Below are 12677 nucleotides of genomic sequence, written 5' to 3'. Positions count from 1 at the left end.
AGTGATAGAATTTAAGTTAAATAAAATTAAGTTAAATTTCCTTTTTCCAGTAAATCATTGCCTCTTTTGAAAACTTTTCAAATTTAAAAGAATCTTCTGTTTTTGTTAATTCTGTTGACAAAATATCTTTTACTTTTGAAATCTGCTCTTTTGTTGGGTAAATTTTCCCTCTTGCCTTAAATCGTTCTAGATAATGAGATACCGCTTCATCTAGGTCGCAAAATACTTGTGAAAAGGGCTTTTCAGTAATTTTAACGTCTGCATAAATTCCAATTTGGTGAAGTATATTATAAATTAAAATATAAGTAAGGCCAAATTCTTTTCTATTTTCATCATTTTCAATCAAAACTTCCCCAATTTTATTATATATTTCTTTCCAAGCTTGGCGGGTTCCAAAAGTTAATATACAGCAATATTTTTTTGCGGCGTCATTCATTTTTTTTAAAGAGTCTTCCATGTCATCAACGCCTAAAGAATACGATGAAAATACGATATCGTGGTTTAAAAAGTCATTTCCAAGCTGTACATCATCCCATCGCTTGTTAATAATATTAATATTTGTAAGGCCTTCTTCTTCCATTCTATTTTTTAAAATGTCTATCATTCCTGTCGATTGTTCAATAACGGTAACTTCCTTTACTTCTTTTGCTAACGGAATAGTATAAGTTCCTGGTCCGGGCCCGATTTCAAGAATTGAAGTGTTTTCATCCAATTCAAAGTTATTCTTAAAATAATTCATGTTTTTTTCGATTCTTTCATTTTTCAGAACGTTTTTAGCATAATTTTTTGAAAATGAATCCCAAAAATTTTTAGATTCAGTTTCCGACTTAAACTGGGTTTTAGCATAATTTTTTCTAAAGTGTTCAGCCCAATCAATTTCCATTTAAACCACCTCTGTTTATTATCTTAAGTTATTTCCAAATGATATATATATTATACGATTTATTTTAAAAATTTTAGTAATAAATAATAACATTTAAATATTATTCATAAATATTATATTATAGAATTTTTTTAATACAATATAAAACTTTTTTAAAAAATGTAGTAAAAAATGGGTGAATATATGGCATATAGTATGGGAAAAATTGGTGCATTGTTGTCTTCAGGACTTTTTTTTGGTTCAATGGCATTAACAGGGGTTTTTGCAGTTGAAAAAGTTGGAGATGTTGATTCTTTTACTTCAAATGTGGTTTCCAATGGAAATCCTAATATTAATATTGTTGTTGGTTCAAATGCCGCTTCAAAAGACGTTGTAGCTGCTGCAAATATTGCTGCAAAGGTTGGTTCACTAATGTTTAAGGAAGGTTCTGGAGAATTAGGGAATGCAAAATTTTCTGTTAAAGCGTATTCTGAATCTGACAGTTTTAACCTTTTTGGTTCAGGCGTTACGGATTCTCTTTTTGCGGCAAGTGTTAACGATGATTATGTAAGTTTAATAACTACTGCACTTTTTGATAGTTCAACAGACCTAGATGCTACTCAATATACTTCCCTTGAAGAAGTATCTACATTACTTGAAGTAACTGATACTGACCCATCAAACTGGTTTGCAAATTCTGATGATGATGTTTCAGCTGAATTTTTGTTTGCAAGAATTAAACCAGATGGTGCAAATTGGAGAGTAAATTCTGATGAAATGGCCTACATGACACTATTATTTGATGAAAATACTGGGGTTCCAGGAGGTTTAAAAGGAACTGCACCGGGAAGAAATATTGCATTTTTAGGAGAAGAATGGGTCGTAATGGGAATGAGTGCAGATGCAGACAGATTAACTCTTGGAAAAGAAGTTTACCGGGGAACATTAAAAGAAGGGGAATCCTATTTTTTAAACGGGTTTGAAATAAAACTTGAGTCAGTTATTAAAAGAGGAAATGAGTATAGGGTAACTGCAAAAATATTAAAAGATGGAAAAGTTGTAAGGGAAGTTTCAGATACTACTCCGGTAAATTTAATGTCTAGCGGTGTTGGAATAAGATTTCAAAAGGTATATGAAGACATATCTCAAAATTCCGGGTATGCTGATGTAGTAATTGTAAACAATGTAAAAGGAATGGATTTAGGTTCGGAAGTAATTCCAAATTATGAACTTTATGCAGTATTGCATAACGGCGGTAAATTAGAATATACTGACGACTTTGTAAAAGGGCAGAAACGAGCAGGATTTGCATTAAAATACGTTGGAGATGATTTAAAAGGATTAAAGGACGGAAAAGAAATTAAAATTGCAGACTATGCTAAACTAGCATTTGACGATGAAAATAGTAATACTAAATTAAATATGTTCTTTAAAATGGATCTTGAAAAAGATGTTAGCATTTCAAAAAATCAAAAGGCAAGAGTTCTTAATACTGAAATAATACTAAATGAACTTAAAGCATCAGCTAAACAAAATGTTCAATTAAATGCCCCAGTTGCACTTTTAGATACTGAAACATCGCTTAAAAATACGGATAAAAATCTAATACTTGTTGGGGGGCCAGTTGTAAATTCACTAACAGATGAACTGGTTAAAAAAGGTTTAGTTGTTATCGATGAAAAGTCACCCGCAACACTTGTATCGTTAAAAGACGCTGCAAATGGAAAAGATGTTTTAATCGTTGCAGGCGGAAATAGGGATAAAACAAGTGAAGCTGCAAATGCATTAATTGAAATGATGTAATAATTTAAATTTTTATTTAAATTAACTTTTTTAAAATTTCACTATCAATCCAGTTCTCATTTATGTATTTTTCATATATTGGGAGTCTTTCTTTTAATTTAAATCCTAATTCGTTGGAAAAACGTTCTAATTCCAAAATGTCGGGCCATGGAGCTTCAGGATTTACATAATCTTTTGTTAATGGAGAAACGCCTCCAAAGTCGTCAATTCCCCCCATTAAAAATAACTGTCCCGTTTCACGGTTTAAATTTGGTGGAACTTGGATTGAAATATCTTCTAAAATTAATTTTGAAATCATAACCATTTTAAACATTTCAATCGGGCTTGGTTCAATGAAATTTTCCATTGGAATGCCTTTTTTTACCCTAAAATTTTGAATTATAACTTCTTGAATGTGCCCGTATTTTTCATGCATTCGTTTAATTTCAAATATGGAATTAATTCTTTCTTCAAAAGTTTCCCCAATTCCAATTAAAATACCGGTTGTAAAAGGTATTTTTAATTTTCCAGCATTTTCAATCATTTCAATTCTTAATTTAGGATTTTTTCCAGGGCTTTTTTCATGTGCAACTGTTTTACAAAGTCTTTCACTCGAATTTTCAAGCATGAGCCCCATTGAAACATTTACTTTGCGCAAATATTTTAACTCATCATAATTAAGTATCCCGCAATTAGTGTGGGGTAGAATGTTTGTATTTGACAAACACCAGTCGCATAAATCATAAAGGTATTCTAAAATATTTTTATAACCCATTTTTATTAATTTTTCCCTAACTAACTCATTTTCATCTACATTCTCACCGAATGTAAAAAGTGCCTCCCTACATCCAAGCGAATCCGCCTTTAAAAGGATTTCTTTTACCTCATTTTTGGTCATTATTTTAAAGTTTTCGGCCCTAAATGTACAGTAACCGCAAATGTTTCGACACCAGTTACAGACTGGAATAAATGCGTTTTTTGAATATGTTATATTTTTTCCGTTGTTTGTACCATTAATCAGATTTAACATTTCTAAAATTGGACCAGTATCGTTTGAATTTAAAAATTCAATTGCTTTTTCCCGTGTTAACATGGATTCACCAAAAATAACATGTTTGGAGTTTATTATCATTTTTTACTCTAAATCTAGTGATATATCAACAGCCCTTGCAGAATGGATTAATGAACCCATTGAAATTACATCTACATTAAACTTTGCATATTCTAAAACGTTTTTTTCAGTTATTCCGCCACTTACTTCAATAATTGGCCTAAAATTATTATTTTTTTCAAAATCGAGAATTATTTTAAGTGCATATTCGATTTTTTCAGTAGAAAAATTATCTAAAAGAACAATGTCTGGTTTATAATTCAATACTTCTTTTAGTTGTTCAAGTGTATCTACTTCAATTTCTACTTTTTTAGAAAAACTCAGTTTTTTTATTTTTTTAAAGCATTCAAAAATTCCTAAAGCCTTGATATGGTTATCTTTAATCATTACCATGTCATCGAGCCTAAACCTATGTGTATCTCCACCACCTACAAAGACGGCATATTTTTCAACCATTGAAAGACCGGGAAGTGTTTTTCTAGTTCCTGCAATTTTCACGCTTTCATTGACTTTTTTAACCATATCAATTACATTGAATGTTTTTGTAGATATTCCTGAAAGATGCATTAAAAAGTTTAAAACAGTTCTTTCAAGAGTTAATATTGTTTTTGTACGTCCATTAATTTCTAAAAATGGCCCATATACTAAATCTCCATCTTTTGCAGTACATTTACATGAAATACCGTGTCTTTCCATGAATTCTACTGCAAAATCAAGTCCGCATATTAACAATTTTTCCTTTGCAATAAAAACTGCATTTGATTCGTGTTCTTTTGAAATCACGAGTTCTGTCGTAATATCTCCAAAACCAGTATCGTAGTCAAGTGATTCTTCGAGTATCTTTAAAGCTTGATTTTTTAACAATTTAATCACCAAGTTTTTATAACTTGTAAAATTATTATAAATATTTAAGTTCATTACTTTTATTTTAATGCATTAGCCGAGGAAATACATCATGTTAAAAACACTGCCTCCAACATTAAGGGAAAAAAAGAGATATGTCGCTTTTGAAATTATTTCTGAATCTGAATTTCCACAAAAAGAAGTTGTAGGGATTATTCGAAGTGCAGTACTTATTTACTGCGGTATACACGGGTGTTCAAAGGTAAATCCGTGGCTTATAGATTATAGGCACCCTTCTGGAATATTACGTGTTTCAAGAGAATATTTAGACTTATTAAGAAGCTCTTTAATGCTATTTGACGAATATAAAAGAAACCCAATAAATATCAGAATTATAGGCGTTTCAAATTCAGTAAAACATATTCGTGAGAAATTTTTACACGTTTCCCACGAGCCATACTATAAAGTTATACAAAAACTAAAAAAGAGAAATCTTGTTAAGTAATATAACTATACCTCATATTCGGATACATAAAACCAAAACGTGCTCCATGCGGTAATTCCAATAACTGCTAACGAGATAAATAGGTTATCGTAACAATTACCTAAATTTTGAATTACATATATTCCATCCATGAACTCCACCCCCACAGTGACATTAATATTTTTTTAAATATTACTATATAACTTTTATCCTCAAAACGATATTTTTTTGGAATTTAAATAAAAAATCAATTAAATGGTGTCAAAAATAATAAAAAGGTTTAAAAATTAACTATTTTAAGGCCATGTAATCATTTTTGGTATTTTGGGCATTTCTAAAACTTTATCTTTTATCATATCTGGCCAATCACTATATTCAAACCCATACTGTGCCAAAAACCCGATTATCCATCTTGTAAGGCCAAAACCAGTACATCCTGTCCATACTTTTCTATCCTTATAATCCTTAATTCCAAAACCTTCTACAAAGTGAGTTCCGTGAATATTTGCAGAAGTTACAGCAACTCCTTTTCTTTCCTCTTTTATGTGTGGCAGCCAAAGTCTCATTTCATACTTTGGAACGTCTGGAAATTCAATGCTCCTATCGTCTTTTTTCCTACCTTCCAAATAAAATGGATCGTCCCCAACTTCAGTCCAATACTCTAAATCAAGTTTCTTTGCCAAATCTTCGGCGTATTTTAATGTATCATCACGTACTTCTTCAACGAACTTTGGGCTACCCATCCAAACACATTCACTTCTTAAAAATTCGTTTACACGGTCAAGACCTTTTGCACCGCCTCCTTCCCACCGGTATGTCCAACCACTTTTATCAAAAAATTTAACTGGGCTATCAATATCTACAAGTTCATGGTCAAAAAGCGTGTAAAATGGTTCACATTGTGCAGGGGCTAAAACGTATGCAGGATCCCTTAGTAATTCTTTTAATTTATCAATAGGTATTTCTTTTTTAATCATCATTTCATTTACAAAATCCTGAAACATTTCAGGCTCTCTTTTTGGAGGGCATACATAATACATTCCTTCTGGAAGCCCTTCTAAATACCTCATTTTATACATTACATCTAAAGGTATCAATTTAGGGAATAAACATTCATCAAATTCAATTTTTTGAATACATTCTTCAATTATTAAATTTTCAAATGCTCTGAAAAGTTTTGCCATGGGAGGAGTATAAAACCACTGACCTCTTCCTGGGAATTTTTTAACCCATCCTAGGCTTTCTGCAAGGTCTGTTGGATCACTGAAAAATCCAGTTTTTCTTTGAGCTTGATACTCACTTACAATAGTTCCCGGTGCAATTTTACATACTTCATAGGTTAAATCTTGATCCTGCTTATCAAGTTCATTTTTAACAAACTTTATTGCCCTATCAATGATATTTCTCTTTAATTCCCCGTCTCCAACGTTTTTAAATATAATATTTATTTTTTCCCCTTCAAGTTTCAATTCACATTCTGGAACTTTTAATCCTTTTAACTGTTCAACTTTTGAAATTTCTGAATCTATTGTAATTACGTATTTATCAATTGTAACATCCCTAATTCCTATCTGGTGATTCCTTCCAATTTTTTCCATTATTGGCTTTTTAAGTCGCACTATCCCTTCATGTGCTCTCGTATAAGTTCCTGAAGTCATTTTCAGAACTAAATCCTTTCCTTCAAACTTATAACTTTCAATTTTTGATGCGTCACCTTCTTTTCCTTCGGGAACCCCCTTTAAAAATATATCCCTATTTTCTAAAACCTCTAAAATTTCAATCTGGGCTTCTTTTGTAACATCCTTACTGAAAATAATTCTTCCATCAAGTTCAAATCTCATGATATTCACCAAAATTAATTTAAAAAGAAAATAATGGTTATAATATATTAATACTATTCATTTACCATAACTTGTTTTTAAATTTTAGTATTTTAATATTAAATTATTCATAATTAATATTAAGTTATTAATAAATTACGTTATTCATACGGCCATTTTAGATTTCATCCCGAATAAATTCTATAACTTTATTTACAACTTCGGAAGTTTTCAGGCTTCCACCAAGATCGGGTGTCAAATAACCATTATTTATCGTTTTTTTAACTGCATTTCTTATAATTTCCGCCTTTTTATTCATTTTTAAATGGTCAAGCATCATTGAAGCACTTAAAATTGTCGCAATCGGATTAGATATTCCTTTTCCAGCAATATCTGGGGCTGAACCATGAACAGGCTCAAATAATCCTAAATTATCCCCAATATTTGCAGAAGGCGACATTCCAAGACCCCCAATAAGTCCTGCGGCCTCATCAGATAAAATATCTCCAAAAAGGTTTGTTGTAACCATTACATCAAACATATATGGATTTTTAATAAGGTACATTGCTGTTGCATCTATTAAGTAATCATTGCTCGATATACCAAAGTTTTCATAAAGTTTAGCTATTTTTTCGAAAATTTCCAAAAATAATCCGTCAGTTACTCTTAATACATTCGCTTTGTGTATGCAAGACACTTTTTTTCGATTATTTAACCTTGCATATTCAAATGCAAATTTTATTATTCTTTCGCTTCCCTTTTTTGAAATTATTCTTTCGGCAATTGCTACTTCGTTTATTTCGTCATAATACTCCCTTTTTACGTAAAGACACTCAGTATTTTCCCGTATTATGACAAAATCCAAGTCTTTAAAATTATAAGTGGGCCGTATGTTTGCATAAAGGTCTAATTCCTGCCTTAACGTAAGTATTGGACTACGATATGGCTTATTTTTTAATTCAGTTGGTTTTGGAGTAGTTACTGAACCAAAAAGAATTGAATCAGAATTTTTAGCTGTTTGAATCGTGCTTTCAGGTATTGATTCTCCGCATCTCTTAAAACACTCGTACCCAGCATGGGCTTCAATATATTCAAAGTCGTGAACTTCGTTTAAAACTCTTAATGTTTCAGGCACGACTTCTTTTCCAATTCCATCACCAGTTATGACACAGATTTTTGGCATATAGCCCATAAAACCACCAAAAATTCTAAATTAGTTTTAAAATACGCAGAAGATATTGCGCTTAAAAGTATAAAAATATGACTTACTAAATTTAATAATAATTAGTCTTGAACCCATATTTTCTTTAAAAGTTGCTTAATATATAAAATTTCATTGTTTATTTCATTGAGCCTAGAGATACCTATACTATCTTTTGAATTTTTATCTTCATTTAACCTGTTTTTTATTTCAAATTCTTCGTTTGATAAATAATATTTTAAAAGTTCAAGTTCATCAAAAATTATTTCGTGAAACTGTTCTTCACCCAAATCATCATAATAATCTTTATTTTTAAGGGCATGAAGTGCTACTTTACATGAATCATTTCTTCCAATATACATATCGTCAGAATATAAAAATGATTCCGCTGAAGCGTTTCTTGAAATTTCCTCTGCTTTTTTTAGCATTGAAGTTATATACTCGATATCTTTTTTAGATAAATTTGACATTGTTCACCCATATAATAGTTTAATATAAATTTAAACATGAATAACAAATTTAGTAGTATTAAGTAAAACCAAGGATAAAAAATTATTGTAAAAAATTGGATTTAAAGTAGTTTTAAGTTAGCTTTTTTATAATTATTTTTATAATTACTATACGTATTATAATAATTATTTAACATATTATTTATAGGGAAACATTAATATCATAAAAAACATGAAAAATAGGTAAATTTATAATTTAAACGTGAAAACATGGAAAATATCGAATATGAAATAAAGTATGCTATAGAACATATGATGGAAAATAATTACCCAAGAAAAGAATTATGGAATATGGATTCAAAGGTTCCGGGGCTTTTAAGTGGAATTAGGGCAGGGGATGATGCAGTAGTTTTAGGAAAATCTGTATACAATATGGAAGGGCCCTATCCATTAATATTAGGTTCAAAAACTGCTTTAATCCATACTTCATGCGACGTTGTTGCAATGGGTGCAAGACCTCTTTACGCAATGGATGCAATCCAAGCTTCAAACGAAGAAGAAATTAAAATTGCAATTGACGGACTAAAAAAACAATCTATTGGATTAGATATCCCCATAATTGGCGGAAATACCCAGACTGTTGAATCCTTAAAATCCTGCTTAAGCGTTGTTGTTTTTGGAGAATTAATAACTGAAAAAATAATAAAAGATTCCGGTTCAAAAGATAATGACATAATGATAATGCTTGGACACCCCGTTGAAGGAGATATTGGTGAAAGAGTTCAAAAGGCGAAAAATAAGTATGAAACGTTTTTAGAACTTGTATCGTCAGGTATTGAAGTTCATGCCTGTAAAGATGCTTCAAGAGGCGGCTGGCTTTGCAATATTTTAGAAATGTTATTAAAAGCTGAAAAAGGAGTTTTAATAAATTCAATGCCTTATCCGAGAGCTACACGATATCTTGGAACGTATTTAGTAAGCATTCCTGAATATGAGTTACCAAATGTCTTGGAAATTGCAATGAAAAAAAGATGTCCAGTAATGCCTTTTGGAGTAGTTACATCTGAAAAAATACTTAAAATAGGGAATAAAGAGTATATTACTAAAGAAAGAATGAATGAGCTTATAAAAAACTTCCCGTATAAATATTAGTAAAAATTTTGTTTTATTTTATTTAAATGAATCTTGAAAGTTTAGTATGTTTAATATCATATTTACGCCCAATTTCTAAAATTATTGCCTTGAAAATAGGGTCATTTCCACCATACTGTTCCGCATACTTTTCAAGGCCGGAAATATGTTTAAATAATAATTGAGGATACGTTTCTGAAATTTCATAAATGGTATTTAAAACCATGTTTCTTACAACCATGTTTTTTGATGAAACCATAAGGTCAAGAGTTTGGTCAAGTACTTCATCAACTTCATTTTCACCAAGTGTAGGAATTTTTGAGAGCTGGTAAACAATATTTAGTGGATCCATTTCTTTTATAGTGCCATTTTTAATATTATCTAATGCAAACAAATTAAATTTCAAATCTTGCTTTGATAAGCAGTCTTCCAACATTTTTTCAGTTATTTCAAGTTTTTCTGGCATTACAAAGAATAGTGAAGACCCAATTTCCATTAATTTTCCAAATAGTGATTCTTGTTTTGATGAATTCATTAATTTTTTCACGTGTTTTTGTAGAACTCTTTGATTTTCTTGAAGATTGTATGTTTTAAAAGTTCCGTATTTTTTAATCAGTGTTCCAGAATACTCCCGAATATCTAAGTTGATAAAATTCCGATTTATTAGGGTAATTTCAGATTCAAAAATTGAATATGTATCTGGAAATATATCAGTAATTAATTTAACCGACATTATGGAATTCAAAACAAGGTTTTCATTTTTACTAGTTAAATATGATTTTAAAGAGGGAAATAATTCTGAAATGTCCTTGTTATGCTTTAAATAGTATTTTGTAAGTATATAAATAGAATTTGATTTTAAAGTAATATTATCAGACTTTAAAAATTTTTTTAGCTCGTCAGCTACCGAACTATCTTCGTCAAGAATTTTTTGAATATCTGATAATTTATCTTCTTCAAGTAAGTTTTTAAGCTTTGCAGATTTCGACCGCAAAAATCCAAGGACCATTATTTCACCCATTTCCCCGATTATCTTAATTTTAATTAAATGTCACTTTCATCTACGGGTGTAATCTTATATTCAAGATTCGTGTTTTTACGCATTAATTCTAAGAATTTTATGCTGTTTGAAGGGTCTTTATTTGTAACAGTTAATTCTAATGTTGCATTGGTAAATTCCTCCGATAACATTGCAGATTTTATGGGCACTGAACCATAAGACATCAACACTTCAAGGAGTTCTTTTTGTAAAATAAGACATTTTTCAGCATCACCTAAAATTCGTATTTTATACGATGGAAAAAGCATCTCGTAGCAACTTAAAAGTATCACTTCGTTTTTTTGAAGTAACTCGCATAGTTTTGCGAAATTTTCACTTTTTGATTTTATTACAAACTTTAAAAAATAAAACTTGTGGTTTAGAGAGTTCGTAACTTTTAAGTTATATATCCCCGAAACATTTTCAGCAATTAACATCCTTAACTTTCCAAAAACTTCTGCTTCGCATAACCCTTGGGTTACGTAGAACTTTTCTTCTTCCATTATTTCACCCGAATAAAAACAAGTTTTTTATTATTATATTAGGTATTCTATTTATATGTAATGATTCATGTTTTGAATTGCTTTTGAATTGTAATTAGACATTATTTTATGTATTATCAAGGTTTGGCAGGTTAAAGCCATTTAATTTTTCCTTAGCTTCAAGTAATGAAGAATCAATCGATAAAGCAATAGTGTAATAAGAAATTGCTGAATCAGTTTTTCCAAGTTTATTATATGCATCTGCAATCCTTAAATGATATTTTGGATGTTTGTCATTTATCAAAATTGCTTTTTCATAACAAGTAATTGCATCATAATATCGGCCCTCAAGAAAAAGAGCTAAGCCTTTATAGTACCATGCACTTTCGTAATTTTCACTTTTTTCAATTGCTTTTTCTAAAAATTCAATTGCTTTTTCATATCTTTTCAACTTTAAGTAATTTTTACCCATTTTTAAAAGTACTAATGGATTAAATGGGTTTTTTTCATGTGCAATTTCAAAGTAGTATAATGACTTTTCAAAGTCGTTAATATCATAATATAAAGTACCAACTCTGCACCATGGGTCAAAGTTATTAGTATCCAATTCAAGGACTTTTGTGTATAAATCAAGTGCTTCATTCATCCTACCTAATTTTCGAAGGGCATCTCCTTTTGAAAGTAGGGCCTGAAAATCATTTTTATTTTCTAAAAGAAATATGTCAAAAAACTCTATTGCTTTTTCATACTTTCCAGCAGTATAAAGTGCATGCCCCATATTTTTCCATATTCTAACATCATAAAAACCTGTTTTTAAAACTTCCTCGTAAATTTCAATTGCTTCTTGAAATTTTTTTAAACATACAAGTGCACTTCCTTTTTTTACAAGGATTTCATTATTTTTAGGAAATATTTCAAGTATTTTTTCGTAACAATCAACTGCTTTTTCAAAATTTCCTAAATTTTCGTATGCATCCCCTAAAATTTCTAAAATTTCTTCTTTATCGGTTAAATTACTTAAATTTGTTAAAAAATTAATAGTTTCCCTAAAATTTCCAAGATAATTTAAAAGACTCGAATATTTTTGAATAAATTTAATATTTTCAGGTTCATAAGTTAAAGCTTTTTCAAAAAACTCCTTTGCAAGTTTCGTTTTTCCAAGCCTCCAACATGAACTTCCTTTTAGATAGTATGCATTTGAGTTTTCACTACCTATATTCAAAACCTTATTTGCTTTTTCAATTGCTTTTTCATATTTACCCAATTTATATAGTTTATTTCCCATTTCAAGTATTTTTTCCGGGTTTTTAGTCTCAAAAATTGATAAAATTCCCATAAGTTACCAACTACGTTTTTTTAAAAAATATGTTAAATTTTGTAAACGGATTGTTATTTTAAATTTTAATTTTTAAATTTTAAATTTCCGCATTATGTACTTACTTAATTATTTAACTTTGTTTATATAATAACGTA

General features: G+C 29.9%; 13 protein-coding genes. 3 read left to right on the top strand and 10 right to left on the bottom strand.

The annotated features are described in order from the left end of the window. Positions 1-31: 31 nt before the first annotated feature. A complete protein-coding gene (locus tag MEVAN_RS00245) occupies positions 32-883 on the bottom strand; it encodes an rRNA adenine N-6-methyltransferase family protein (protein ID WP_011971865.1) in 852 nt (283 codons plus the stop codon). A gap of 183 nt (positions 884-1066) precedes the next feature. Here MEVAN_RS00245 and MEVAN_RS00240 point away from each other — a divergent pair, with 183 nt between their 5' ends. Further along, entirely contained in the window at positions 1067-2665 is a 1599-nt protein-coding gene (locus MEVAN_RS00240) for an S-layer protein (protein WP_011971864.1), read from the top strand. Positions 2666-2681: 16 nt separating this feature from the next. On the opposite strand, the gene cofG is transcribed toward MEVAN_RS00240, so the two are convergent. Together cofG and nadC are read right to left on the bottom strand one after the other, a co-directional pair. Beyond that, on the bottom strand, positions 2682-3737 hold the full coding sequence (gene cofG / locus MEVAN_RS00235; protein ID WP_011971863.1) for a 7,8-didemethyl-8-hydroxy-5-deazariboflavin synthase subunit CofG: 1056 nt from the start codon (positions 3735-3737) through the stop codon (positions 2682-2684). 42 nt (positions 3738-3779) lie between these two features. Then, on the bottom strand, positions 3780-4619 hold the full coding sequence (nadC, locus tag MEVAN_RS00230; RefSeq protein ID WP_048059103.1) for a carboxylating nicotinate-nucleotide diphosphorylase: 840 nt from the start codon (positions 4617-4619) through the stop codon (positions 3780-3782). 91 nt (positions 4620-4710) lie between these two features. Here nadC and MEVAN_RS00225 point away from each other — a divergent pair, with 91 nt between their 5' ends. Further along, the gene (locus MEVAN_RS00225) at positions 4711-5103 is read left to right on the top strand and encodes an Rpp14/Pop5 family protein (protein WP_011971861.1); all 393 of its coding nucleotides are present in this window, start codon (positions 4711-4713) and stop codon (positions 5101-5103) included. Positions 5104-5108: 5 nt separating this feature from the next. Here the strand turns inward: MEVAN_RS00225 and MEVAN_RS09050 are convergent, their stop codons facing one another. From MEVAN_RS09050 to MEVAN_RS00210, 4 genes are all read right to left on the bottom strand, one after another. Beyond that, entirely contained in the window at positions 5109-5234 is a 126-nt protein-coding gene (locus MEVAN_RS09050; RefSeq protein ID WP_269479008.1) for a hypothetical protein, read from the bottom strand. Between the two features lie 144 nt (positions 5235-5378). Further along, entirely contained in the window at positions 5379-6923 is a 1545-nt protein-coding gene (serS, locus tag MEVAN_RS00220) for a serine--tRNA ligase (protein WP_011971860.1), read from the bottom strand. A 157-nt stretch (positions 6924-7080) separates the two neighbouring features. Then, positions 7081-8094: a homoisocitrate dehydrogenase gene (gene aksF / locus MEVAN_RS00215; RefSeq protein ID WP_011971859.1), complete on the bottom strand. Its 1014-nt coding sequence runs from the start codon at positions 8092-8094 to the stop codon at positions 7081-7083. Between the two features lie 92 nt (positions 8095-8186). After that, positions 8187-8573 (bottom strand): hypothetical protein, encoded by a 387-nt coding sequence (locus tag MEVAN_RS00210; RefSeq protein ID WP_011971858.1) that lies wholly within the window; start codon positions 8571-8573, stop codon positions 8187-8189. A gap of 249 nt (positions 8574-8822) precedes the next feature. On the opposite strand from MEVAN_RS00210, the gene MEVAN_RS00205 reads away from it, so the two are divergent. Next, complete coding sequence (locus tag MEVAN_RS00205; protein WP_011971857.1) at positions 8823-9704, top strand: AIR synthase related protein; 882 nt, start codon at positions 8823-8825, stop codon at positions 9702-9704. Positions 9705-9726: 22 nt separating this feature from the next. On the opposite strand, the gene MEVAN_RS00200 is transcribed toward MEVAN_RS00205, so the two are convergent. The 3 genes from MEVAN_RS00200 to MEVAN_RS00190 form a co-directional block, all read right to left on the bottom strand. Beyond that, positions 9727-10692, bottom strand: a complete 966-nt coding sequence (locus MEVAN_RS00200) for a hypothetical protein (protein WP_011971856.1) — start codon at positions 10690-10692, stop codon at positions 9727-9729. 35 nt (positions 10693-10727) lie between these two features. Continuing rightward, on the bottom strand, positions 10728-11225 hold the full coding sequence (locus MEVAN_RS00195) for a hypothetical protein (protein WP_011971855.1): 498 nt from the start codon (positions 11223-11225) through the stop codon (positions 10728-10730). A gap of 106 nt (positions 11226-11331) precedes the next feature. Then, positions 11332-12540, bottom strand: a complete 1209-nt coding sequence (locus MEVAN_RS00190) for a tetratricopeptide repeat protein (RefSeq protein ID WP_011971854.1) — start codon at positions 12538-12540, stop codon at positions 11332-11334. Between the last annotated feature and the right edge of the window lie 137 nt (positions 12541-12677).

The organism is Methanococcus vannielii SB (assembly GCF_000017165.1).
Lineage (GTDB): Archaea > AGJL01 > Methanococci > Methanococcales > Methanococcaceae > Methanococcus > Methanococcus vannielii.
Note: the sequence above shows the minus strand (reverse complement) of the source record. Positions and strands in the feature narration are given on the sequence as shown.

Bases quoted from the DNA above. Each gene is read 5' to 3' on its own strand.
- aksF (WP_011971859.1), bottom strand. From the start codon at position 8,094: ATGGGCTATATGCCAAAAATCTGTGTCATAACTGGTGATGGAATTGGA.
- MEVAN_RS00240 (WP_011971864.1), top strand. From the start codon at position 1,067: ATGGCATATAGTATGGGAAAAATTGGTGCATTGTTGTCTTCAGGACTT.
- serS (WP_011971860.1), bottom strand. From the start codon at position 6,923: ATGAGATTTGAACTTGATGGAAGAATTATTTTCAGTAAGGATGTTACA.
- MEVAN_RS00210 (WP_011971858.1), bottom strand. From the start codon at position 8,573: ATGTCAAATTTATCTAAAAAAGATATCGAGTATATAACTTCAATGCTA.
- MEVAN_RS09050 (WP_269479008.1), bottom strand. From the start codon at position 5,234: ATGGATGGAATATATGTAATTCAAAATTTAGGTAATTGTTACGATAAC.
- cofG (WP_011971863.1), bottom strand. From the start codon at position 3,737: ATGTTAACACGGGAAAAAGCAATTGAATTTTTAAATTCAAACGATACT.
- MEVAN_RS00195 (WP_011971855.1), bottom strand. From the start codon at position 11,225: ATGGAAGAAGAAAAGTTCTACGTAACCCAAGGGTTATGCGAAGCAGAA.
- MEVAN_RS00205 (WP_011971857.1), top strand. From the start codon at position 8,823: ATGGAAAATATCGAATATGAAATAAAGTATGCTATAGAACATATGATG.
- MEVAN_RS00245 (WP_011971865.1), bottom strand. From the start codon at position 883: ATGGAAATTGATTGGGCTGAACACTTTAGAAAAAATTATGCTAAAACC.
- MEVAN_RS00190 (WP_011971854.1), bottom strand. From the start codon at position 12,540: ATGGGAATTTTATCAATTTTTGAGACTAAAAACCCGGAAAAAATACTT.
- MEVAN_RS00225 (WP_011971861.1), top strand. From the start codon at position 4,711: ATGTTAAAAACACTGCCTCCAACATTAAGGGAAAAAAAGAGATATGTC.
- MEVAN_RS00200 (WP_011971856.1), bottom strand. From the start codon at position 10,692: ATGGTCCTTGGATTTTTGCGGTCGAAATCTGCAAAGCTTAAAAACTTA.